Source organism: Shewanella sp. 433, assembly GCF_059338565.1.
Genome location: NZ_CM181703.1, coordinates 3,114,904 through 3,139,533 on the forward strand (window position 1 = coordinate 3,114,904; position 24,630 = coordinate 3,139,533).

Below are 24,630 nucleotides of genomic sequence, written 5' to 3' on the forward strand. Positions count from 1 at the left end.
CTACTTAGAAACCTAGACTCGACAGTAAGTCATCCACTTCATCTTGCCCTGTTACCACATCATCACGCAGTTCTGCGTTCATAATCGGGCCTTCGGCTTCGACACTCTTGGTTGACTTAAGCGCCTTACTCGATGTGGGGTGCTCACCAAAGACGGTCAACATCGACACTAAATTGTTTTCGACTTCACGCACCAACTCAATCACTCGGCGGATCATCTGCCCAGTAAGATCTTGGAAATCTTGCGCCAACAAGATATGGTTGAGCAGCTCTTTCAAGCGTGTTGAATCAGACTCGCTGCGGTCAATAAACTGCTGCACATCGTGACATAATGCTTTAAACTCATGCAGTTGGATGTCTCGCTTCATCAAGCGATCCCACGTTGGCTTAACCGCTTTAATATTGGTGGTTAGTGCATCGGCAAGGGGCAATGACTCTTCAACTGCATCCATGGTTTTATTGGCCGCTTGTTCTGTCATCTCAATGACATAACTTAAGCGCTCTTTAGCATCTGGAATTTCACTGTTGGTCAATTCAACCAAACGGTCATCAACCTGAAAATCGACAATGGCACTATGAAGTTGACGGGTTAACCTGCCAACTTCATCAAATAACTCTTTTTGAATCGGACTCGCAATATCTCTTACGATATTGTCAGCTTTATCCTGTTCATTAGCCTCAAGCAATTCAACAAGTTGTCTTGCTTGTGCTAACGTGATCAGCCCTAAAGTATTTGCCTGCATAGCTCAACCTTAATTAACTGAGTCGTTCAAAAATTTTGTCTAACTTCTCTTTTAATGTTGCCGCGGTAAAAGGCTTAACAACATAACCGTTTACACCAGCTTGTGCTGCTGCAATGATCTGTTCCCTTTTAGCTTCCGCTGTCACCATTAACACCGGTAGGTGCTTAAGATTGTCATCTGCGCGAATGGCCTTTAGTAGGTCAATTCCTTGCATACCAGGCATGTTCCAGTCGGTTACGACAAAATCAAAATCACCTTTCTGTAGCATGGGCAATGCCGTTGAACCGTCATCTGCTTCCTGAGTATTGTTAAAACCCAAGTCTCTTAACAAGTTCTTGATGATACGCCTCATTGTTGAAAAGTCGTCAACGACGAGAATCTTCATATTCTTGTCCAAGGTTTCCTCCGCGGAGCTGTTTTTATATTGCTCATGTAATCGTTATGTATGGGTCCAATGCTTTAATTTAGCTTTTAATCTCAACATGGCCTGACTCAATATCTGGCTCACTCTCGACTCGCTAACGTCCAGTACGGCTCCAATCTCTTTTAAATTTAATGCTTCGTCATAATACAATGACAAAACTAAACCATCTCTTTCTGGCAGTAATTTTATCGCGTCAACCAAGGCTTCATGAAACTGAGTTTCGGCTAATGCATCGAAGGCATCGTCTTGGTGATCGTCTTCCTGCCTTACTATATCGACCGAAACGCCGAGATCTTCAATACCAATTACCTTGCCGACTGATACATCGTTTAAAATGTGATGATATTCATCTAGTGTCATGTCTAATCGGTCGGCAATTTCGGTATCTTTAGCGTCGCGGCCCAGTTCCTGTTCGAGCTCGTCAATCACTTGCGCAACACGGCGTTGATTACGGTGCACCGAACGCGGAACCCAATCGCCGCGCCTTATTTCATCAAGCATTGAGCCCCGAATTCGAATCCCCGCAAAGGTTTCAAATTTGGCACCTTTACTACCATCAAAATTTGATGAGGCTTCAAGCAGGCCCATCATACCGGCTTGTAATAGATCATCTAATTGAACCGATGCTGGCAAACGGGCTAATAAGTGGTGGGCAATCCTTTTTACCAGCGGCGCATACTGTTCAACGATAGACACTTTATTATCTAAACAGGTATACGCGGCCGCTTTACTCACTCGTGCCTTCCTCTTGCTGATTGTTACGCTGTACTAAGCGTTCAACGAAAAACTCTAAATGACCACCCGGTTGCTGTGGGATCGGCCAACTGATTATTTTATTTGCTAGCCCATGATAGGCGATTGATGCAGGTGATTTTGGAAAGGCTTCGACGATAAGCTTTTGCTTACGAACTGACTTTCTGAGGTTTTCATCGAATGGAATCGTCGCGACAAGTTCAAGCGCTACATCAAGAAAACGGTCGGTCACTTTACTTAATTTAGCAAACAACTCCATCCCTTCACGTAGGCTGCGAGCCATGTTGGCAACAATTTTAAAACGGAACACACCATGCTCACGGCTTAATATCTTAATCAGGGCGTAGGCATCGGTGATCGACGTTGGCTCATCACATACCACAATTAATACATCTTGCGATGCCCGTGAAAAGCTCAGCACCATGTCAGAAATACCCGCTGCGGTATCGACAATTAAAATATCAAATTGAGTACGCATTTCGCTGAAGGCGCGAATAAGCCCGGCGTGCTGAGCAGGAGATAGCTCGACCATCGACTGTGAGCCCGACGTAGCAGGGATAATACCAATCCCTTTGGGGCCTCTAACAATCACATCATCCAGATCGGCATCGCCTGATAGCACATGGGATAAATTACGCTCAGCCCTTAAGCCTAACATCACATCGACGTTCGCTAAGCCCAAATCGGCATCGAGCACTAAAACACGCTTACCCTTTTCGGCGAGTGCAACCGCGGTATTGATAGAGACACTGGTTTTACCCACGCCACCTTTACCGCCAGACACCGCAATTACTTTTACTTTTTCGTTATTTGGTTGATTCATCATTCGTAAACCGCTTGCTTGATCCCGACTCATTGTTTTACTCAAATGCATAGGCCTGTTGATGTGACCTTTCAGTTTGTTGTACAGGTTGCTCTTTCTTATCTAATACTGAAAGCGCCTTGTGTGCTAACGCGAGTGTATCTGCAACCTGCATATCTTCTGGAACTCGTTGGCCATCAGTGACATAACTTAATGGTAAACCACTTTGGATCAATACGCTCAAGGCTGGTGCTAAGGCGACCGACTCGTCCAGTTTGGTTAATACTACACCCGATAATGGGATTCTAGCGAACTGCTTCACCGCATCTTCTAGTACTCTTCTTTGACTCGTTGACGACAGTACCAGATAACTGCGTATAGGTAATCTGCTATTTGCCGTTAAATTATCGAGTTGCTGGAATAAGCGTATATCTCGCTGCCCCATGCCAGCGGTATCGATCAATACTAACTTGCGATTGCGCAGCTGATACAAAATTTGTTCCAACTCATTAAGATCATGCGCCTGCTTTACTGGACATCCCATTATTTTGCCATAGGTTGCCAGCTGCTCATAGGCTCCGATGCGATAATGATCGGTTGTTATCAATGCTACTTGATCTGAACCATGATGTGCTGCAAATCGAGCGGCAATTTTGGCAACACTGGTGGTTTTGCCGACACCTGTTGGCCCAACAAAAGCGACCACACCACCTTGGCGCACAATATCATCGCCCTGATTGTCGAGCATATTCGCCAGGCTTCTCGGTAAGATTTTGACTAATTCTGCTGGCGGATAATGTTCACTCAGCCCTGACAACTTGGTCGCCACTTCGGCAGAAAACTCTGCCGCTAATAGGCGGCTCTCAAGCATGGCGCCGACAGGATCCAGTCGGCTCTTTTGCTCGCTAAGCAGCGAAGTTACTTGGTGAGTCAATAGGTTACGTAGTGATGCGAGCTCTTCTCGCATTGAGTCAAATTCAACACTCGCCGCGCTCGGTTTATCACGCTTTTGACCAAAATGGTTTTGTTGGTTGGATTCGGCGCGTGCTGGCTTAGGCTCGCTACTAGGCGCTTGTAGCCCTTTAGCCCATTCAGGCATCTCTAATTCTTCATTAGTACGACCAATCTGCTGGTTAACGCGGCTTTGTTGACGCTCAAGCAGGGCTTGTAACGAATCGGCAGCGGGTGCAGGTTGTTTTTTTGACTCGGTCTTGATGGGTTGGCGACCAATGGAGACTTTTTCATCGGCGAGATCAAGTAAGCTCGACGGCGTCATATTCGCGACCGCTGGACTTAGCGATTTTTTGGGCTCGTCATAATCGACAGCCGCGACAATCTCGATGCCACCGGTGACTTTTTTGTTAGACATGATCACCGCATCAGAGCCTAAGGTCTCTTTCACTTGGGCCAAAGCTGAGCGCATATCTTTTGCTAAAAAACGTTTAATTTTCATCTAAATACTCTCTACTGACCGACCGCTGATACGATGCGAATTTGTTTTTCATCGGGCACTTCTTGATAGGAGATCACCCGTAAATTTGGAATCGTATGTTTAACGAATCGTGACAGCGTCGAACGTAACATTCCTGAGGTCAACAAGATGGCGGGCTCTCCTACCATCTCTTGCCGTTGCGATGCATCGATAAGCGATTTCTGCATCCGCTCAGCCAGACTCGGTTCGATATTCGGCCCATCGCCGCCTGTTGCTTGCATAGACTGATGCAACATCTGTTCCAATTCTGGCGCCAAAGTAATGACAGGAATTTCCACCTCTGGGCCACTGATCTCTTGGATGATCATGCGCTTTAAGGCAATACGCACTGCGGCGGTCAACACCTCAGTATCATTGCTCTTGGGCCCGTATTCTAACAGGGTTTGTACTATGGTTTTCAAATCTCGGATAGACACGCCCTCGTTAAGCAAGTTTTGCATCACTTTAACCACAGTGCCCAGTGGCATCACATCGGGAATAAAGCCATTAACTAACTTGGGCGAATGCTTAGCCAGCATATCCATTAACTGCTGCACCTCTTCATAACCTAATAATTTAGAGGCATTATTGGTGAGCAATTGGCTAAGATGCGTGGCAACCACTGTAGCTGCGTCAACGACGGTATAACCTAAGGTTTGTGCGTGCTCTCTAAGCTCTGGCGCTATCCAAACGGCTTCAAGCCCAAAGGCGGGATCGGTGGTTTCGACGCCATCAAGCTTGCCATACACTTGGCCTGGGTTAATCGCGAGCTCGCAATCATGGCGAATTTCAGCCTCACCCGACGCCACGCCCATCAAGGAGATGCGATAAGTGTTGGGCGACAGATCTAAATTGTCACGGATATGCACCGCCGGCACCAAGAAACCTAATTCTTGTGACAGCTTCTTACGCACTCCTTTGATACGGTTGAGTAATTCACCACCTTGGCCCTTATCGACCAAGGGGATTAATCGATAGCCCACCTCTAACCCTATGGTATCGACATGTTGCACATCATCCCAACTCAACTCTTTAGGCTTATTGTCACCAGCGGGACTCGGAGAGGTTTTAGCAAGCTCTAGCGCTCTTTGACGATCGAGATCTTTTTTACGATGAATATAATAGGCACCACCGGCAGTCAGCAAACCAAAGCTGAGAAAAGCAAAATGCGGCATGCCAGGCACAATCCCCATGATCAACAATACCGCGGCGGCAATGCCTAAGGATTTAGGGCTGTCAAACATCTGCCCCATCACCATTTGCCCCATGTCGCCTGACTCATTTTGACGCGTCACCATTAACGCGGCCGCAATCGACAACAACAGGCCTGGGATCTGCGCCACCAAACCATCACCAATGGTCAGCAAGGTATAAATTTCTACAGCTGAGGAGAAATCTAGCCCGTGCTGCACCATACCAATGACAAAGCCGCCGAGAATGTTGATCACTAAAATCATGATGCCGGCAATTGCATCGCCTTTGACAAATTTTGACGCACCATCCATCGCACCATAAAAGTCGGCTTCTTTAGTGACTTCTGCACGGCGTAAGCGCGCCTGATCTTGGTTTAACACCCCGGCGTTTAAGTCGGCATCGATAGCCATCTGTTTACCTGGCATCGCATCGAGGGTAAAACGGGCGCTCACTTCAGAAATACGTCCAGCACCTTTAGTGACTACGGCAAAGTTGATAATGATCAAGATAAGAAACACGACCAAACCCACGGCATAGTTACCGCCAATTACCACAGAACCGAACGCTTCAATCACCTTACCGGCGGCATCGCCACCATTATGGCCTTCGAGCAAGACGATACGCGTCGAGGCCACGTTCAGCGCCAGTCGCAGCAAAGTAGCGACTAGCAATACCGTTGGGAAGGCCGCAAAGTCGAGGGGGCGATCTGAATAGATGGCCACTAAAAGCACCACCAAGGCTAAGGCAATATTGAACGAAAATAGGATATCGAGTAAGAATGCTGGCATCGGCAAGATGATCATCGCCAAGGCTGCAAGCACGAGTACAGGCGTACCAATGCCTTTAAAGTTTGCCGGTTTAACCTGTTTTAGTTGACCTAATGTTGCTTTCAAATCCATCAATTTAGCGCCTGAACTTTGACATCTGAACGGTTAACAGCAAAAAGCGCGCCAACCTACTTGCAGTCACCTAACGACAGCAAACACGACGCTAATATTTCAGCTCATCGGGAATAGGCTGATTTAACGGCACGGGTGTGGGTCGCTTACCGCCTTTTTGTTGATATTGCTTCAACTGAAAGACATAGGCCAATACCTGAGCAACAGCGGTGAAGAGCCCCTCGGGGATCTCTTGCTCTATCTTAGTCGTATGATAAATGGCCCGTGCCAGCGGTGGAGCTGATACGATTGCCACCTCATGCTCTCTGGCAATTTCACGTATCTTAAAGGCAACCTCGTCGACCCCTTTCGCCAATACATAAGGCACTGCGGCCTTGGTGACATCATATTTAATCGCAACCGCATAGTGTTCTGGGTTGACCACTATCACATCGGCATTGGGTACCTCGGTCATCATGCGACGCTGCGCCATTTCGCGCTGCATCTGCCGCACCCGTCCCTTAACTTCGGGCTGGCCTTCGGTATCCTTGTATTCGTCTTTGATCTCCTGCTTGGTCATGCGCAGCTGTTTACTGTGGTTCCAAATTTGAAACGGTACATCAATAGCAACAATGATCACTGTCGATGAACATAAAATAATGAACATCCATATCAGCAGATCCAGCGCATTATACACATTACCCGGGAGGTGTCCTTGTGACAGGGTCAAGATATCAACGAAATAGTAATACAGTAAAAAGTACGCCATCATAGCGACCACAGAAAACTTTGCAATTCCCTTGGTTAATTCCACCAACGCTTGCACACCAAACATACGTTTAAAGCCACTCATCGGGTTCATTTTGCTCGCTTTGGGCATAAAGGCCTTCACCGAAAAGGTGATCCCCCCGATAACGATGTTGCCTAAAAAAGCCACCACAGCCAAAAACACGATAAAAATTGCCATGGGCATGGCCAGCTCACGCAGTACCAGCTCCCACACGTTGTACATACTATTGGTATCAAAAATCGCGGCACGATCCATGGTAAACAGCTTTTTCATCACATTGATAAGTGCCACACCTAAATCAGGGCCCACCATGACAAAACCAAATGCCGCCGACATCAGTACCGCAGAGGTGCCTAACTCTTTTGAGCGGGCAACCTGGCCTTTATCACGCGCCTGTTGACGCTTTCTGGAGGTGGCTTCCTCGGTTTTTTCTTGGCTAGAATCATTTTCAGCCATTAGAAACTCCCATCAGCGCGGCACTGTAACTGCACAACATCACACAGCAATAGCTGCGCTGAGCGCCAGACTTCATCGAAGTGCGCCATAATGGGCGTTAAGGTGAGCCACAAAATCACCAGCCCACTCACCATGGTGACAGGGAAGCCAACAGCAAAAATATTGAGTTGCGGTGAGGCGCGGGTCATTACCCCAAAAGATAAGTTAATCAATAACAGCGCCACAATCGCTGAAATAGACATGGTCAACGCAGCGCCAAACATGTAACTGCCCCATTCGGCTAATTGGCGATAACTGCTAATAGAAATACCTTGGTTAGAGACGGGGATGGTGTCAAAACTGGCAACCAGCATACGGATCATCAGGAGGTGGCCATCGACAGCAAGAAAGATCATCGTGGTCAACAACAGAAAAAAGTTACCAATCACCGGGGTTTGCTGGCCAGAGCCAGGGTCGACCATAGAGGCGAAACCTAAGCTGGTTTGCATACCAATAATTTGGCCTGTTAACACAAAGGTTTGCATGATAAGCAGGGTGACAAACCCCATCGCTACCCCAATGACGATCTGCTGCGCGGTGACAAATACCGCCGCCAATGAAAACAGCTCAACATCAGTATTTACAGGGAGCATAGGCGCAATGGCAAAGGTTATCGCCACCGATAACAACAGACGGATCCGCACAGAAGTGGTGTTAGCGCCAAAAACAGCCATCACCATCAACATGCTCGACACCCGATAAAGTGGCCACATGTAGGCGGAAATGGTCTCCATTATGGTGGACATCAATATTTCCATATTCGCCTCAACACTTAGCCGACCAGCGCACGTAACATGAGCGTATTGAATCGATTTGCGTGAGCTAGCCTGGCGCAGTAAACCGTCATACTTAGCCAACGACCATGGGGATCATATCAACCATTTCAAAAAAGAATTCCATCATGGTTTGGACTAACAGATGTCCTAGAAACATCAGCGCTAACAAGGTCGTTAGCAGTCTAGGCAAAAAGCTTAAAGTCTGCTCGTTTATCGATGTCGCCGCTTGGAATACCGCCACCACTAACCCGACCACCAAGCCTGGCACAATGATCATCGACACTATGGTAACGATAACGGCCAAGGCTTCGCGAAAGATATCAATCAGGGCTTCGGGTGACATAGCGGCTCCTAAATCCCAAAACTATTGGCTAGGGTACCCATCACTAAGCTCCAACCATCAACCAATACAAACAGCATGATTTTAAAAGGCAGCGATACAATCATCGGCGACAACATCATCATACCCATAGCCATCAAGATACTGGCCACCACTAAGTCGAGTACCAAGAATGGCACAAATAACATAAAGCCAATCTGAAAGGCGGTTTTTAACTCACTGGTTATAAACGCAGGGATCAGCACGCTCATAGGAGCATCTTCTGGGGTGTCAATGTTTTGATAACCCGAGATCTCGACAAAGGTTTGCAGATCGGTCAGGCGAGTTTGTGACAGCATAAAGGTTTTCAGTGGCGCTTTACCCGTCTCAAACGCCTGCTCTATGGTCAGGGTTTCATCCATGTAGGGCTGCACGGCATTGGCATAAATCTTGTCAAATACTGGCGCCATAATGAAGAAGGTCATAAACAGACTCATCCCAATAAGCACTTGATTTGATGGGGTTTGCTGTAAACCAATCGCTTGGCGCAATATCGATAACACCACGATAATGCGCGTAAAAGAGGTCAGCATTATCACCATTGCGGGCAAAAAGCTCAGCGCTGTCATCAACAACAATATCTGCATGGTGACAGAATATTGCGTGGCACCGTCGGCTCCTGTCGTGACCGTTACTGCTGGTAAAATACCGTCTTGCGCCCACGCTAACTGGGGCAGCAATAAGGCGCTCATTAAGCTGACTAAGAGAATAATCCGTTTCATGATTGCGATGATTTAGCTTGACGTAAACGGCTGGCAAACGAGTCTTGTGATACTGTCACAGGGGTCTCGAGTTTATCGATCAAGGTCACCTGATGGCTGGTCACACCAAGTAAATATTGCTGCCCTTCGACTTCCACCAAGACCATTTTCTCTTTTTGCCCTAGCGGCGTGACCGCCACGGTCTTAAGCACGCCATGGCTAGTAGGCACTAACTTGAGTCGCTTCACCACATAGGCCAATAAAAAAATCAGTGCGATAACGACAATAAGTCCACCGAGCATATTCGCCATGGTGGTTAACGCTGGCTCTCGCTCTGCTGTGACCTCTGCCGCAGACGTGGTTATTGCACTAGCCATCATTGGCATCGATAATGACATTCCCATTAACCTTGCCTCACTTAAGCTTTTTAATGCGTTCGGTTTGGCTAATGACGTCGGTCAATCGAATACCAAACTTGTCATTAACGACAACCACTTCGCCGTGGGCCACAAGAGTACCATTAACCATAACATCTAACGGCTCGCCGGCGACACGATCTAACTCCACTACCGAGCCTTGGTTCAGCTGCAGTAAATTACGAATATTAATAAAACTGCGACCCACTTCCATAGAGATGGTCACCGGAATATCCATAATAGTATCGAGTTTGGCCGCTTCCTCTTCGGTTAACGGTTGAGAACTATCAGCTAATTCGTCTAATTCAACCGCTTGAGCCTCTTCAATCGCTTGCTCGGCCATTGCTGCAGCCCAATCATCACCTGTATCTTGTGTGCTCATCACTTTTTACCTTTAAAACTCAAATAATGGTTAACTAACCTAAACTCGGATTACCTAAATATTGCCAATTTCTCTTGCCTTGCCTTTTTTGGTGACCAGCTGTAATTCGCTTTTCGCCGTCTCGGGCCGTGGGATTTTTTCCCGGATATGTAAGGCTAAATTCTCTCTTGAACGTCCGAGTTTACAGCGATAAGTGGGTAAGTCTTCGACCCGCATCACTATGTGTTCAGGCATTTCAACCGGGATAATATCGCCAGCCTTTAAGCTCAGAACGCTCTTCAATGACATCTCTTTTTCGACTATGGTGGCATCGATACCCACTTTGACGTCCATGATTTCATCTTTTAACGCCTGCGACCAGCGCATATCTGTGTCTTGGGTATCACTTTGCACACCCGCATCGAGCAGTTCACGAATCGGCTCGATCATCGAGTAAGGCATGGTAATGTGAAAATCGCCACCGCCACCGTCGACTTCGATATGAAACGAACTCACTACCACCACTTCGGTAGGACTAACAATATTGGCCATCGCGGGATTGACTTCAGAGTCCAGATAATCAAACTCAACATCCATCACCGGGGCCCAAGCTTCTTTATAATCTTCGAAGATGATTTTAAGCAGCAGTTGCACGATGCGCCGCTCGGTGGGGGTAAATTCTCGCCCCTCAATCTTGGCATGAAATCGGCCGTCACCGCCAAAAAAGTTGTCGACCAGAATAAACACCAAACGGGCTTCCATGGTGATCAATGCAGTACCTTTTAACGGGCTAAAACGCACCATATTAAGGCTAGTTGGCACAAATAAGGTATGCACGTATTCGCCAAACTTAAGCATCTGCACGCCATTAATCGACACTTCTGCCGCGCGGCGCATCATGTTGAACATGCTGATGCGTAAATGGCGGGCAAAACGTTCGTTAACGATCTCAAGGGTCGGCATCCGGCCACGGACGATACGATCTTGAGAAGAAAAGTCATAGGAGCGCGCATCTAGCTCATTATCACTTGCCTCATCTTCATCAACGTCATCGACACCGTGTAATAACGCATCAATTTCGTCTTGGCTTAATAGATCACTCACAATATCGCCCTACCTGGTTAATCAAGGTTGCCGCTAGCATCACTGCATTACAAACCCAGTAAAGAGTACCCGTTCGACCACTTTGCGCCCGGTCACGGGTCGTAATGTGTTTTGCACATTCAGCAGCGCCATCTGTCGTAACTCATCTTTACCGGCTAACGAACTTAACTTTTGTACATTAGCACTACTGAACGTCGTTAATAGCGCATCTTCGATTAATGGAATGTGTTTCTTCAGTAACACATCATCATCAGCGCCTCGTACCATCAGCTGTACTTTTATTTCGACAATACGCGCACGCTTTTGCCCTGGCAGGTTAAACAGAAATGGCCTTGGCATACCCACATAAAACGCTTCACCACTATTAACCGATGCCGCTTGCTCTACAGGCGCCTCTTCTGATACTTCGCTATCGGATGCGTCACTCGAGCCCAATAACAACCATAGCGCCACAGCCCCCCCAAGGAGGACAACAAGCCCTACTGAAGCAAAAATAATCAGCTTTTTTTTGCTTTTGAGTGGCGGGTTTTCTTCCAGTTGTAACGATTCTTCTTCAGCCATGTTTATTTCCTATCACACGCTACTTTTTAAGTGCCTAAACCCGGTGGAGCAATCTATAACCCTATAGGTTACCTGCTTATGCGTAATAATCTATACCTGAGCGGTAACTTGTTGCGTTATTCGCGGCCAATAAGCTTTCATCTGTTGATATTTCATCCATATCCGCTGATAAGGTGCCATTTTGCTGGCCAGAGCCATCCGCTTGCCCCTGCTCTCGACCGCCACCGCCTTGGGACACATTACTGTCTGTCAGTTGCATTCCTTGTTCGGCCAACATCTCACGTAAACGCGGCAGTGCCTGCTCGACCAGATCTTTGGTTTGATGTTGCATCACCTGAAACTGCACTTGAGTCTGATCGCCCTGTACTTGAATGCGCACCATCATCTGTCCAAGCTCAGGCGGGTCGAGACGGATCTCGGCATGTTGCACCCCTTGGCTGACCATGGCGATCAATTGTTGACGCATGACGGGGGAGAATTTTTGAATCATCTCTTGCATCTGCTGGGCAGGTTCACCTTGCGGGCGAATAGAGACTTGATACTGTGCTGGTGTCTCGGCTCGCGCAAAAGGAGTCGATGTCATGGTCGATGATGTGGGTTTTAACTCGTTTGCGCCATTGTCGGCGATATCACCCTCTGCCGCCATGGAGACCATTAACTTGGCATTTTTAAGCTCATTGGCCGCACTCGTGCTGGCATCCGCTTGAGCCTGCACTTTAGCGGTTATTTGCCCGGCAGCGTCTGGTTTAAGCTCTGAGGTTACGTCAGATTGAGCTCCACCCAACATCGATTTAGCATCGTCGCCGCCCATCTTAGCCCCAAGACTGTTAGCCCCAAGGCTGTTAGCCCTACCCGCACCTTGCGCGGCTAAAACCGTGTTGGCTTGCTCGATTAAGGCGTTGAAAGCCGAACTCTTACCCTGCTGCGATCCATCAATTAATGCCGCCATCATATGCGGCGGTAATTGCGCTAGCTGTGCCTCATCTAGGCCTGTTTGACTCTCAAGCCCTTCAAGCTGGGATTGCGTTAGGCTGGCTAACAACTCGTCGGTACTCGTCTCGCCTGTCAGATTCAGATCTGAGCCTAATTCACCATCGAGTGGCAATTGTGCGCCGCCCTCGGCAAGTTCCTGGTTTTCCGCTAACTGTGTCGCCCAGTTAATTTGCGCCAACACATTGGCAACGTCATTATCCTCGTCTTGCTGCTCATCCGCTGCCACGACCTGTTGATTGTCATGCGTTATCTTATCGGCTTCAGGAGAGCCTTGGGTTTTATGACTTGGGCCATTATCGGCTGACGCTTGCGCTAACGCCGTAGAAAAGTCATTACTTTTCGGGCTGTTAGCACTAGATTTGTTAGGTTGCAAACCCAACTTATCGCCCGAGCTATCCGCTTTAGATAACAGCACGCTATTCATTTGTGGCATAAATCCTCCAACACTTTTACGCGTAACACGCGGCGCTTATGTCACGCTTCTAGTGTCAATTATTCGGTCGTACTGCCGATAAGAAATTAGTATTTTGATAAAGAATGCAAATAAAGCGCCAACTGTTAAGTTGTTGCCTTGTTTGATGATTATTTTTAATGAAGAGCAATATCGTGGCGACTGAGGCGCTTAACGCTGCGGTTTTCGAAAAAATTGCTGAGAGGCAAACTCATCAATCATCTTTTGTTCTTGTTTTAATTCGGCAAGTTGCCGCTTATGCGCCTTGCGCTCAAGCAGCAGCTCCACCGCTTTACGCTTTTGCTGTTTGACTTGCCACACTTGCTGGCCAATTTGACGCTGCTTATCAGACTCGTTCACCGCAAAATGCTGTTTGGTGATCGCCTCATCTATTTGACGGATAAACTGATGAAACTGATGATAATTACTTGCACTTATCACCTGCCCCTGTTGCTGCTCCATCTGTTTCATGTAATCAAGACGGTATTGCTGTAATGCGCTTAGTTGCTGCTGGCATTTTTGCAGCACCATCTGCGCAGAGCGCAGTTGAAGTGACGCTTGCTCTTCGGCGTCGAGCGCCAATTTAAGCACGGTATCGAGTGGATCAGGTTTCGCCATCACATCCTCTAAATCATCAAACTCAAGGGCATCTATTTATTTCACAATAGCCGCTACCCCTGACATTGGGCACTCAATTGACCTAACATCAAGGCACAACTGTCAAAACTAAGCGACTCTTTCATCGTTTGACGTAAAAAGGCGTTCATTGCCGGTTGCAGGCGAATGGCGTTATCGATACGGGGATCGCTGCCTTGGGTATAAGCACCAATCGAGATCAAGTCGCGATTTTGCTGATACAAGGAATACATCTGTTTTACTCGGCGAGTGGCTTCTAAGTGGGCTTCACTGATCACCATAGGCGCAACACGGCTAATGGATGCCTCGACATCGATAGCAGGGTAATGGCCCGAATCGGCCAAGGCACGTGACAGCACAATATGCCCATCGAGGATCGCTCGCGCCGAGTCGGCGATAGGATCTTGTAAATCATCACCTTCGGTTAATACTGTATAAAACGCAGTGATCGAACCTTGTCCCACGCCACCATTGCCGGCGCGTTCCACTAACTTAGGTAACTTGGCAAACACCGAGGGCGGATAGCCCTTGGTGGCAGGCGGCTCACCGACGGCCAGTGCAATTTCACGTTGCGCCTGCGCGTAACGAGTCAGACTGTCCATTAACAGTAAGACGTTATAGCCCAAATCACGAAAATACTCGGCGATCCGGGTCGATGTTTCACAGGCGCGCAGCCGCATTAACGGCGAGGTATCGGCCGGAGCGGCCACCACCACAGAGCGGGCTCGCCCCTCTTCACCTAAGATCTCTTCGATAAACTCTTTCACCTCACGGCCACGCTCGCCAACCAAGCCCACGACGATGATATCGGCGGTAGTGCCACGGGTCATCATCCCCAGCAGCACACTTTTACCGACGCCAGAGCCGGCAAACAGCCCCATACGTTGACCCTTGCCGACCGTCAGCATCGCATTGATGGCGCGTACGCCAACATCGAGCGGCTCGGTGATCGCCCGCCGTGCCAATGGATTAATGGGCGCGGCATGACGCGGTGCTTTTTGGTCAGTATGCAGATGGCCTAAGCCATCGAGTGGCACGCCGTTGCCATCGAGCACTCGCCCCAGTAAGGACAGGCCGACATTGAGCCCAGCCTGCGCCCCCAGTGGCGTCACTTTAGCGCCAGGCATCACGCCTCTGAGCTCTTCGACTGGCATTAAATACAGTAGTTTGTCGTCAAACCCCACCACTTCGGCAATAAGATCGCCGGCCATGGTGGCAATACTGCACAAACTGCCTACCGATGCACGGCAGCCGGTGGCTTCCAGCGTTAAGCCTACCACTCGAACCAGTTGACCACTGGCGTCGGGCATAAACGGATTGACGTTATGATTATGCTGTTTAAATTTATTCAGCAGTTGATGTTGTCGCGTCTGCATCTTGTTGGCCTTGGCTAGCATGCTTTTCATCATGGAGCGTGGCAGCATCCACGACTGGAGTGGGTTGAACCTCGGATGCCGACACCTCGCTCACCGCCTCACTCGCCTGCTTAGCTAACGTCTGTTGCTGTTGCAACTTCTGTTGCTCTAAGTGGCTTTCGCTGTGGACTAAGTTTTCAAATACCGCCTTAATGCGGTTTTCAAGCCCCATATCGACGCGGCTTCTATCATTACTGATGATGCACTCGCCGCGGCGCAGTGACGGATCGGACTCTATCTCCCAGCGATTTTTTTGCAGTTGGGCACTGCCATACAACTGCTCAACCAAGGTGACATCTTCTGGGTGCAAACGCACATTGACGCCTTGCTCTTTTAACGGAAGGGCGTCAATGCCTTGGCGAAGGGCCGCCAAGACATGTTCTGGATGCACCTGCAGCTCATGGCCTATCACAGCCTTGGCTAAGGTCATGCTGAGGTTAACCAGCGATTGCTCAATTTCGGTATCGAGTAGCGATAAAGGTGCCACTAATTGCTGCATTAAGGCTTCAAATTGTTGAACTTGTTGCTGCGCTTGCGTCAAGCCGTGCTGGTAACCTTGCTCTTCGCCTTGGCTAAAGCCTTCTTGATGACCTTGCTCTAACCCACTGAGGCGGCCTTTTTCTAAGCCCTCTTGATAGCCTTGCTGCTGGCCTTGTTCAAAACCTTCAGTTTCGGCTTCGGCGCGGATAGTTTCGATTTCAACAAGCGTTGGCGGCAGCACCTGCTGCTCTACCTCTACCGCTTCTTTTACCGCGGCACTGCGACCAAAGAGGTTTTCTTTTACCGTGGTATCGACCACTGTCACATCAGGCAATTGCCAGTGACTAAAGTCAGCCTTATCTTTAGGCGTTGAGCGATCGTTGGCGTTACTCATTATAAGAACTGCTCTCCACTGCCACCGCCGAGAATAATTTCGCCGGCATCACTTAAGCGGCGGGCAATAGACAGTATTTCTTTTTGCGCCATCTCCACTTCACTGATGCGAATAGGCCCCATGGCTTCCAAATCATCGTTAAGAATTTCAGCGGCACGTTTGGACATATTGCGTAATATTTTCTCTTTAAGTTGATCGTCAGCGCCTTTAAGCGCTTTCATCAACACATCTTGCTGCACTTCGCGCAGCAGAGTCTGCATACCAACATCGTCAACATCGGAGAGGTTTTCAAACACAAACATCAAGTCTTGGATCTGCTGGGCTAACTCTTCATCGGATTCACGCAGAGTTTCCATTAACTGACTTTCAACCCCGGTATCGAGGTAGTTCATGATGCTGGCCGCCGCTTTGAGTCCGCCCATCTTGGCCGCTTGCGCGCCGCCTTGGCCTGCAAACTGTTTCTCCATGATGTCATTAAGCTCTTGCAGCGCTGCAGGTTGAACCTCTTCGAGATTCGCAATACGCATCATCAAATCTAAGCGAGTATTTTCAGGTGCTTGGGCAAAAATTTCCGCCGCTTGATCAGGCTCTAAATACGATAAGACAATGGTTTGGATCTGCGGGTGTTCATTTTGAATAATGGTGGCCACCTGTCTGGCATCCATCCATTTTAATGACTCAAGCCCTCGCGCACCGCCGCCCATAATGATCTGCTCAATCAGGTTACCGGCTTTGTCTTCACCCAGGGCGGCAGTCAAGGCTTTACGCACAAACTCTTCACTGTTAAAACCAATAGATGAGTATTTCTGCACCTCTTCTAAAAACAGCTTATGCACCCCAATCACTTTACTTTGACCGAAGTCTTTCATGGCTGCCATCGACATGCCGACTTTTTGCACCTGCTTAGGCTCTAAGTGTTTTAAAATCGAGGCGGCATCGGCTTCACTCAAACTGAGTAATAAAATCGCCGTTTTTTCGATCCCCGTAAGTCCATCAACGTTGAACTCGGCAGCACCACCTTTAATTGCAATATCTTTATCATTACTCATTTTCTTGTAACCAACCTTTGACTACTTGGGTGGACAGTTCCGGTTCGTTCGCCACTAGGGCGCGGATGGCCTTAATCATATCATCGTCTTTATGCAGATCCGGTATCAAAATAGAGCCATCATCGGCATAGCTGTATTCGGCATCGGGACGATTTAACATGCCCAAGGTATCGGCGGCATACTGATCTTCAATTTCTGCAAGCTCGCCCCCTAACAGAGGATCGTCTGGCATCTTATTGGCATCGGGGTAAATAAGCCGTTTTAACATAGGCCGCACCACAAAGAGGATCAACGCCAGAATAATAAGCCCCCCCATCACTAGCTTAACCGCGCGCCAAAACCAGGGTTGCTCCCACATTTCTAGCGCAGGTGCATCTTCAATCAACTGATCCATAAAGGGAACCGTAACCAGTTCAATCATGTCCCCTCGCTGGGTATTAAAGCCCACAGCGCCTTCGAGTAGCCGACGAATATTGGCCAACTCCTGCTCGGTGCGCGCCACACGCTGCACTTGACCATCGGCGCCAGCTGGACCGGTTTTAAAGTCGATGGCAACCGATACACTGACGCGTCTGACCACGCCAATTTGCTGGCGGGTATGGCTAATGGTGGTGTCGAGTTCATAGTTGCGGGTGGCTTCTTTATGGCTAGAGCCAGGAGCCGTGCGCTCTTGTTGGTTATCCATCGCGTTTTGAGGAATGTTCGACTCCATCGGCGGTTGGTTCGACAGCGCGCCAGGAATGCCGCCTGTGGTCGAGCCCACCGATTGATTTTCAACGGTCATTTCACTGCGCATGGCAGGTAAATCAGGATTAAAGCGTTTCGCGGTCTGCTCCACGGCAGTAAAGTCCATATTCACATCGACCTGAGCGGTAAAGTTTTCTGGGCCGAGAATAGGCATCAATATCGACTCAATCTTATTGCGATATTCTGACTCTTTTTGCTGTACTAACTCTTGCTCTCGCCTGGCCCTTGCAGAAACTGCATCTTGGCTGCCCGAGTTAAGTAAACGGCCATTAGAATCAGTAACCGTGACGCGCGTAGGCTCAAGACCGTGTACCGCAGAGGCGACGATGTCGACAATCGAGTCTATCTCTTCTTGGCCTAATCCGCCTCGGCGAGTACTGATAACTACGGTGGCGGTTGGAGTTGAACGATTTCGAGCAAAGACATTTTCTTTAGGGATGGCCAAAATCACTTTAGCGCGATTGACACTCTTAAGCTCTTCGATGGTACGGGCAAGGTTTTGCTCTTGGCTATGTTTTAAGCGCGCTTGCTCCATGCGCTGACTGACACCGAAGCCGCTGTCTTGGGACAGATAATCATTTTTAGCAGCCGAGTTGTCGATGCCTTCTCGGCTGAGCATCATTTTGACTTCTTGATATCGATCCTCAGGCACCTTCAACACATCAACATCAATTTGGTAGTCAACTTTATTTTTATCTAGCACATCGAGGACTTGCACCATCTCGGCAGTGTCCATTTTACCCAACGGGCGATATTCAGGCTCTTGCGCCCATAACATGACAAACACAGCCAAGGCTAAACAGATCGCCAGCGCTAAGATCATGGTCACTTGACGTAGCATGTCGACGCCGCCAAAAGCACCACCACTGGGTTTGTGCTCTTCTTGGACTCCACCGGCTAACATGTCGTCTGCAGTAGAGTTTGTTCCCACTACCATATCTGTGCTCACTATAGATACCTGCTGTGTTTTTTATTAAGAAATGCGTGATCGAAAAAGCTGCCCACTATACCGGCATGCTCATGATCTCTTTGTACGCTTCGACAAGTTTGTTACGCACTTGCACTGTGGCTTCAAATGCGACGCTGGCTTTTTCGCGTGCGATAACAGTGTCAGATAATGTCACTCGGGTATCGCCCATATCGAGACGCGTTTGCATCGACGATGAGTGCCCCTGTAATGAGTTCACTGTGCCGACCGCTTGTGAGAGGAGTTGACCGAAGTCACTGCCACTGGTGTTGGAGACTTGCTGAGTTATGTTAGGAGTGATCCCGCTAGGCTTAATTTCACCACTGAGCGATTGCATCTCCTGCAATAAAGAATTGGCACCAATCTGCATACTAACCTCTTAGTCGCCGTATTATTGACGAAAAATTTCTGTTAGCAAGTGCAATGCAATATTATTGCCAGAATGATCAACCGATAGCACTTTAAGCCAGCGAATTGCTTAAATAACCGCCTAGAGGCGGCCATTAAATCAAGCATTGGTCTAGAATTGACCACGCAATTAAGCGGTGAACCGCGAGCCTTAAATAGCAGAAGTAAAAGCGCAGCATAAGAAGATAACTTCTGCTGCTGCGCTTATCGGTCATAGCCCATGTTGTGCGTTCTACGAGGGGGAATTACGCCGGAAGTTGGATGCCTAAATCGCGCATCTTGGCCATTTTATAACGCAGTGTGCGGGCACTGATCCCCAGCTTTTCGGCAACCAACTTGCGACTGCCATTGCACTGAGACAATGTCTCGAGGATGATCACGTGCTCTTGTGCTTTGAGCTCATCGCCTAGGCCATCTAGCTCGGCACTTTGGGGTTCGCCAAATTGCGGCGCACTGTCGATACCGATATCTTGGTTGTCGATAATAATATCGCCCCCCGTGATGCTATCGCCCGACTGTAAAATCAGGGCTCGTTGTATCACGTTATCGAGCTCACGAACGTTACCCGGCCAGCGATGGGTTAATAATCGTCGTGATGCCGACTCATCTAATTGCGGTACATAAGCTAATCCGCCCGACTTGGCATGACGCTGCACTAAGTGCTTAGCCAAGGGTAAAATATCTGCAGGGCGCTGATACAATGCCGGCCATGTTAGCGGAAAAACGTTAATCCGATAATAGAGATCTTCACGGAACTCGCCTCTAGCGGCGATAGCTTTTAAATCACGGTTGGATGTCGCCAATACCCGCACATCTAGCTTAATGGTTTTGCGGCCACCTAAGCGCTCGACTTCTCGCTCTTGCAGTACCCGTAATAGCTTGGCCTGTAGGCCTAAATCCATTTCAGAGATCTCATCAAGCAACAAGGTGCCGCCCTGTGCCTGTTCAAATTTCCCCGGACAGGCCTGATAAGCGCCAGTAAATGCCCCCTTTTCATAACCAAACAGGGTCGCCTCAAGCATATTTTCAGGGATCGCCGCACAGTTAATTGCCACAAAAGGGCCTTCGGTGCGGGTACTGTGCTGATGAATGTAGCGGGCTAATACTTCTTTGCCCGAACCACTTGGCCCCATGATCATCACCGAGGCGTCTGAATGAGCCACCTTTTGCGCCAACGCCAATAATGCTAGGCTTTTGTCATCGGCCACAATCGGCTGATTTTCGATCAATTTAGGTTTTAAATAGCGCGACACCTGATTTAATAGCACCTCGGGCGCGAAGGGTTTAGCTAAATAATCAACCGCACCCAATTTAATGGCGCTCACCGCATTATCTATGGTGGCAAAAGCGGTCATTAATAGCAGCGGCAACTGACTGTAGTGCTGCTGTAAATAATTAAGTAAGCCTAAGCCGCCGATGCCGTCCATCTGCACGTCACTGATCACCATGTCAAACCGATGTTCTTTTAACGCCACTATCGCCTCTTCGGCAGAGCCAATATCGACACATTCATACTGGGCTAACAGTAAGGTATCGACCAAAGCCTCACGCAGAGAAACGTCATCTTCAACCAATAAGATATGAGCTTCAGCCATGGGCCACCTCCACGTTCTGTTCGGCCATTGCCGGTAAGGCGAATGAGGCCCGGCACCCTTGACCGCGTATACAATTGAGCTGCAGTTGGCCATGATGGTTTGCTACCACGGTTTGCACCACGGCCAGACCTAAGCCAGTACCTTGAGATTTGGTGGTGAAAAATGGTTCTAATACCTGTTGCTGCATGGATTTATCCATCCCTTTGCCGTTATCAACCACTTCAAACAGGATCTGCTGCGCATTATCTTGCGCCTTAATCCAAATGTGTGTGGCTCCGGCCTCTACACTGTTGATCACTAAATTATTAATGGCAGAACTCAATGCGGCGCGATTGGCCATAAAGGTCTGTGTTGAGGTCATATCCACATGCAAGCGACACTCTTTGCGCGCCGCGATCGGCTCACAATTGGCCAGCACAATATCGACCACTTCGGTCATGGTACACTCATCGGTCAACTCTTGTTGACGCCCTTTAGCCATCAACAACATATCATCGACCTGCTGCGATAATTCATTGAGCCTGTCGATAAGCTTTGATTGAAAACGCTGGCGTGAATCCGGGGTTAGTTTCGGGCTACCCAGATTCGAGGCATACAATAAGGCAGCCGATAATGGGGTTCTCACTTGATGCGCTAAGCTTGCCACCATTTTACCTAAGGCAGATAAACGTTGCAGGTGAGATAAGTTCTTTTGCAGCAAACGGGTCTCGGTCAGATCGGTCAGCACAATCAACTGCCCTGGCTCTGGCGTTAAGGGGGTTATCGCCAACTTAACTCGGCGACCATTTTTCAGTGAGACTTCGTGGCCATCATCATGTTGCGGCGCAAAGGCGCGGTTAATGATCTGCAGCCAGCGCATGCCCGCCAGTGGCTGGCCAAGTAACTGTACCGCCACTGGATTAGCCTCAGTCACAATACCATCGCCATTAATGATCACTACACCCGATGGCATCGCTTGGAGAATATGCTCCATGGTGCTAGACATCGCATCGTTAGCGACGCTGCTGGCCATCATCAATGGCGCTGAGTCAAACTCAGTAAAATCTAATTTGGGCGTAGCGGACATAATCACTCCGTCAATAAAATGCTGCTAACGGAGTTAATGCAGATATTATGCCAATAAAAAAGGGCACTATGATGAGTGCCCTTAGATCAGTGTTTTTGTAGCTGTAAGCAGGAGTGGTTAGTCTTTACTCATGCCATATTTACGCATTTTTTCAACCAAGGTGGTGCGACGTATTCCCAGCATTTCTGCGGCTCTGGCGACCACATTATCTTGTTGTTCTAGCGCTTGGCGGATCATATCAATCTCAAGTTCAGCCAAGAGATCTTTAAGGTTGACCCCTTCAGGTGGTAATTCACTGGGGAAGCGGCTCTCAGGCATATCCACCACCACTTCATCGCTAAAGATAGCCGCCAAGGCATCACGCTCTAACTCTTCTTCGCTAATTTCAACTTGATACTCTGGCACATCAATATGACGATACTTCAATGGCAAGTCATTCACATCGACTAGGCCACCAGGATAGAGAATAGTTAAACGTTCGACTAGGTTAGACAGTTCTCTGACATTACCTGACCAGCTATGCTCTTTAAGTGATTCGATCGCGCGCTGGGTAAAACGTACCTTACCACGGCCCTCGTTATAGACTCGACTCACAAGCTCTTGCAGTAACAGGGGGATATCGTCTTTACGCTCACGTAGTGCTGGCATCTCAACTGGAAACACGTTTAAGCGGTAGTAGAGATCCTCTCGAAACTCCCCATCGGCAATCATGGTTTCTAGGTCACGATGAGTCGCGGCAATCACCCTAACATCGGTCTTAAGCGCCTTGCTGCCACCGACACGTTCAAAGACTTTTTCTTGTAATACACGCAGCAGCTTAACTTGCATCTGCAGTGGCATATCACCAATTTCATCGAGAAACAGCGTTCCCCCTTCGGCTAATTCAAACCGACCTTTACGTGCACTGATAGCACCAGTAAAGGAGCCTTTCTCATGGCCAAAGAGTTCACTTTCTAATAATTCAGCAGGAATAGCACCACAGTTAACTGGAATAAAAGGGCCATCACGGCGCTCAGAAAGATAATGAATATTTCGCGCCACGACCTCTTTTCCCGTACCTGATTGACCCAATATCAATACTGTGGCATCAGAGCCTGCCACTTGGTTAATCAGATGACGAACCTGAGCAATGCCTTCACTGCGCCCCACTAAGCTACGAAATAACTTGGTTTGGTTGCCGCAGGTGGGCACTTCTGGACGTTTAGCCTGGACAAAAACCTGGCAAAAATGTAACAACTCAGTGAGTTGCGGGTAGCTGAGAGGTTCTTCGATACACCCAAGTGTATTAGATGTGCTATGGGCGTCGGTCTGCCCCAATACCAGTATCGGTTGCCACGGAATTGCGCTGGCAATGGCTTTTAAAAGCTCTTTAGACTGAGTATCTTGAGCAAGCACCAGCGCCCGAAAACGGGTATTGGAAACTCGAGCTTCAAGTTCATCAACGCCAAGCCGTTCAACTTGTTCACCAAGAAACTCAAAAACACAAGATAAGCGATTAGTTCGCTCTGACTCATTACCGACAAGTAGAATTCGTTGATCTGTTTGCATCATTTAAGAAGGCCGTAAAAGCGCTCAGTGTTGTTCGCATTAGTTATTAGTGTTAGCAGCTTAGAAAACAAGAGAATACCGTTATTACTGATTTTAAATAAACTAACTACCATTATTAAGGAATAGTGTATTATCAGCACAGTATTAGCAAGTGTCTGATTCACTTTATGACAAACTCATCTGATTCTAGGACAATTTATCTACGATTCAAGCTCAAGGTGTCAAAGGCTTGACACCTGACAGGATTGCGCTGCACAAAAAAGCCTTTATAAGCTAAGCAATTATGCATCATTGTGCGAGACTAAATGGTGATCTTTTTGCGGAATAGCATCCCAGCCCTCTTTAATCGTTCTGAGTATTTCACTTACATCATCAATGGCTTGCACATCATTATTGATATTAGCTTCCGATATTTTACGCAACATAAAATCATAAAGATCGCTAAGATTATTGGCGATATCACCGCCCGCGTCCATATTCAAACTGTTATTTAAGCCGGTAATAATTCCAATGGCTTTACCAATATAGATCCCTTTATTGGCAATATCTTTATGTTCAATTGCATAACGACTTTGCGCTAAACGTTGCAGCGCGCCCTCAAACATTAACTGAATTATACGATGGGGAGAAGCGACCGAAATTTCGCTCTCAACTGATACCTTACGGTATGATTTCAGTGACGTTCTCATAAATACCTACTATGAACCTATAGATTTATACACATTAAGCTGCTTCTGACTCTTACGTCCTAAATGCAGCAGCTGTTGACGATGTTGTAACAAGGATACCGCACGTGCTGTGAATTGATTGGTTAGCGTTAATTGTGTCTGCAGTACGTGTCTATCTTCCTCTTTAGGAGACTCAAGCAACTCATTAAGCAATAATTGACGCTGACTCACCATATCAAGCAAATTTGATACCAACTCATCTGCTTTTTCATCTTCAGCGGCAATAACCTCTAATTGATCTAATAGAGCAGCCAGCTGTGCGTTTAATGTATTAAGTGATTGCAAATCCAAATGACCTTACCATTA

26 protein-coding genes are annotated in these 24,630 nt (G+C 48.0%); all 26 read right to left on the reverse strand.

Annotated elements, in window-relative coordinates:
* Positions 1 to 4 precede the first annotated feature (4 nt).
* On the reverse strand, positions 5 to 742 hold the full coding sequence (locus AC5YB1_RS13800) for a protein phosphatase CheZ (protein ID WP_494519647.1): 738 nt from the start codon (positions 740 to 742) through the stop codon (positions 5 to 7).
* Between the two features lie 13 nt (positions 743 to 755).
* The gene (gene cheY, locus AC5YB1_RS13805) at positions 756 to 1,139 is read right to left on the reverse strand and encodes a chemotaxis response regulator CheY (RefSeq protein ID WP_119977497.1); all 384 of its coding nucleotides are present in this window, start codon (positions 1,137 to 1,139) and stop codon (positions 756 to 758) included.
* Positions 1,140 to 1,181: 42 nt separating this feature from the next.
* The gene (locus tag AC5YB1_RS13810; protein ID WP_494519648.1) at positions 1,182 to 1,901 is read right to left on the reverse strand and encodes an RNA polymerase sigma factor FliA; all 720 of its coding nucleotides are present in this window, start codon (positions 1,899 to 1,901) and stop codon (positions 1,182 to 1,184) included.
* A complete protein-coding gene (locus AC5YB1_RS13815; protein WP_494519649.1) occupies positions 1,894 to 2,775 on the reverse strand; it encodes a MinD/ParA family protein in 882 nt (293 codons plus the stop codon). Before AC5YB1_RS13815 ends, AC5YB1_RS13810 begins: the two co-directional genes overlap by 8 nt.
* A 4-nt stretch (positions 2,776 to 2,779) precedes the next feature.
* Positions 2,780 to 4,174 (reverse strand): flagellar biosynthesis GTPase FlhF, encoded by a 1,395-nt coding sequence (flhF, locus tag AC5YB1_RS13820; protein WP_494519650.1) that lies wholly within the window; start codon positions 4,172 to 4,174, stop codon positions 2,780 to 2,782.
* A gap of 11 nt (positions 4,175 to 4,185) precedes the next feature.
* Positions 4,186 to 6,285: a flagellar biosynthesis protein FlhA gene (flhA, locus tag AC5YB1_RS13825; protein WP_494519651.1), complete on the reverse strand. Its 2,100-nt coding sequence runs from the start codon at positions 6,283 to 6,285 to the stop codon at positions 4,186 to 4,188.
* Between the two features lie 91 nt (positions 6,286 to 6,376).
* Positions 6,377 to 7,510 (reverse strand): flagellar biosynthesis protein FlhB, encoded by a 1,134-nt coding sequence (gene flhB / locus AC5YB1_RS13830; RefSeq protein WP_494519652.1) that lies wholly within the window; start codon positions 7,508 to 7,510, stop codon positions 6,377 to 6,379.
* The gene (gene fliR / locus AC5YB1_RS13835; RefSeq protein ID WP_494519653.1) at positions 7,510 to 8,307 is read right to left on the reverse strand and encodes a flagellar biosynthetic protein FliR; all 798 of its coding nucleotides are present in this window, start codon (positions 8,305 to 8,307) and stop codon (positions 7,510 to 7,512) included. Before fliR ends, flhB begins: the two co-directional genes overlap by 1 nt.
* A gap of 91 nt (positions 8,308 to 8,398) precedes the next feature.
* Positions 8,399 to 8,668, reverse strand: coding sequence for a flagellar biosynthesis protein FliQ (gene fliQ, locus AC5YB1_RS13840; protein WP_110456360.1), 270 nt, complete (start codon positions 8,666 to 8,668; stop codon positions 8,399 to 8,401).
* An 8-nt stretch (positions 8,669 to 8,676) separates the two neighbouring features.
* On the reverse strand, positions 8,677 to 9,396 hold the full coding sequence (gene fliP / locus AC5YB1_RS13845) for a flagellar type III secretion system pore protein FliP (protein ID WP_475516948.1): 720 nt from the start codon (positions 9,394 to 9,396) through the stop codon (positions 8,677 to 8,679).
* Between the two features lie 26 nt (positions 9,397 to 9,422).
* Positions 9,423 to 9,803 carry a flagellar biosynthetic protein FliO gene (gene fliO / locus AC5YB1_RS13850; protein WP_475516947.1) on the reverse strand — a complete coding sequence of 127 codons (381 nt, stop codon included), beginning with the start codon at positions 9,801 to 9,803 and terminating at the stop codon, positions 9,423 to 9,425.
* A 16-nt stretch (positions 9,804 to 9,819) separates the two neighbouring features.
* Positions 9,820 to 10,203: a flagellar motor switch protein FliN gene (gene fliN / locus AC5YB1_RS13855; RefSeq protein ID WP_475516302.1), complete on the reverse strand. Its 384-nt coding sequence runs from the start codon at positions 10,201 to 10,203 to the stop codon at positions 9,820 to 9,822.
* A 54-nt stretch (positions 10,204 to 10,257) separates the two neighbouring features.
* Positions 10,258 to 11,286: a flagellar motor switch protein FliM gene (gene fliM / locus AC5YB1_RS13860; protein ID WP_475516301.1), complete on the reverse strand. Its 1,029-nt coding sequence runs from the start codon at positions 11,284 to 11,286 to the stop codon at positions 10,258 to 10,260.
* A gap of 39 nt (positions 11,287 to 11,325) precedes the next feature.
* Entirely contained in the window at positions 11,326 to 11,847 is a 522-nt protein-coding gene (fliL, locus tag AC5YB1_RS13865) for a flagellar basal body-associated protein FliL (protein WP_494519654.1), read from the reverse strand.
* A 76-nt stretch (positions 11,848 to 11,923) separates the two neighbouring features.
* The gene (locus AC5YB1_RS13870) at positions 11,924 to 13,273 is read right to left on the reverse strand and encodes a flagellar hook-length control protein FliK (protein ID WP_494519655.1); all 1,350 of its coding nucleotides are present in this window, start codon (positions 13,271 to 13,273) and stop codon (positions 11,924 to 11,926) included.
* A 189-nt stretch (positions 13,274 to 13,462) separates the two neighbouring features.
* Complete coding sequence (gene fliJ / locus AC5YB1_RS13875; protein WP_494519656.1) at positions 13,463 to 13,909, reverse strand: flagellar export protein FliJ; 447 nt, start codon at positions 13,907 to 13,909, stop codon at positions 13,463 to 13,465.
* A gap of 53 nt (positions 13,910 to 13,962) precedes the next feature.
* Positions 13,963 to 15,303, reverse strand: a complete 1,341-nt coding sequence (fliI, locus tag AC5YB1_RS13880; protein WP_475516297.1) for a flagellar protein export ATPase FliI — start codon at positions 15,301 to 15,303, stop codon at positions 13,963 to 13,965.
* Positions 15,272 to 16,216 (reverse strand): flagellar assembly protein FliH, encoded by a 945-nt coding sequence (gene fliH / locus AC5YB1_RS13885; protein ID WP_494519657.1) that lies wholly within the window; start codon positions 16,214 to 16,216, stop codon positions 15,272 to 15,274. Before fliH ends, fliI begins: the two co-directional genes overlap by 32 nt.
* The gene (fliG, locus tag AC5YB1_RS13890) at positions 16,216 to 17,265 is read right to left on the reverse strand and encodes a flagellar motor switch protein FliG (protein WP_494519658.1); all 1,050 of its coding nucleotides are present in this window, start codon (positions 17,263 to 17,265) and stop codon (positions 16,216 to 16,218) included. Before fliG ends, fliH begins: the two co-directional genes overlap by 1 nt.
* Positions 17,258 to 18,949: a flagellar basal-body MS-ring/collar protein FliF gene (gene fliF / locus AC5YB1_RS13895; RefSeq protein ID WP_494521643.1), complete on the reverse strand. Its 1,692-nt coding sequence runs from the start codon at positions 18,947 to 18,949 to the stop codon at positions 17,258 to 17,260. The genes fliG and fliF overlap by 8 nt, the downstream gene beginning before the upstream one ends.
* Before the next feature lie 67 nt (positions 18,950 to 19,016).
* Positions 19,017 to 19,349 carry a flagellar hook-basal body complex protein FliE gene (gene fliE, locus AC5YB1_RS13900; RefSeq protein WP_494519659.1) on the reverse strand — a complete coding sequence of 111 codons (333 nt, stop codon included), beginning with the start codon at positions 19,347 to 19,349 and terminating at the stop codon, positions 19,017 to 19,019.
* Between the two features lie 283 nt (positions 19,350 to 19,632).
* Positions 19,633 to 20,982, reverse strand: coding sequence for a sigma-54-dependent transcriptional regulator (locus AC5YB1_RS13905; protein WP_494519660.1), 1,350 nt, complete (start codon positions 20,980 to 20,982; stop codon positions 19,633 to 19,635).
* Positions 20,975 to 22,048 carry a sensor histidine kinase gene (locus tag AC5YB1_RS13910; protein ID WP_494519661.1) on the reverse strand — a complete coding sequence of 358 codons (1,074 nt, stop codon included), beginning with the start codon at positions 22,046 to 22,048 and terminating at the stop codon, positions 20,975 to 20,977. The genes AC5YB1_RS13905 and AC5YB1_RS13910 overlap by 8 nt, the downstream gene beginning before the upstream one ends.
* A 117-nt stretch (positions 22,049 to 22,165) precedes the next feature.
* Entirely contained in the window at positions 22,166 to 23,599 is a 1,434-nt protein-coding gene (locus AC5YB1_RS13915; RefSeq protein ID WP_494519662.1) for a sigma-54 dependent transcriptional regulator, read from the reverse strand.
* Between the two features lie 278 nt (positions 23,600 to 23,877).
* Positions 23,878 to 24,285, reverse strand: coding sequence for a flagellar export chaperone FliS (fliS, locus tag AC5YB1_RS13920; RefSeq protein ID WP_494519663.1), 408 nt, complete (start codon positions 24,283 to 24,285; stop codon positions 23,878 to 23,880).
* 9 nt (positions 24,286 to 24,294) lie between these two features.
* Positions 24,295 to 24,615 (reverse strand): hypothetical protein, encoded by a 321-nt coding sequence (locus AC5YB1_RS13925; protein ID WP_494519664.1) that lies wholly within the window; start codon positions 24,613 to 24,615, stop codon positions 24,295 to 24,297.
* Positions 24,616 to 24,630: the final 15 nt, after the last annotated feature.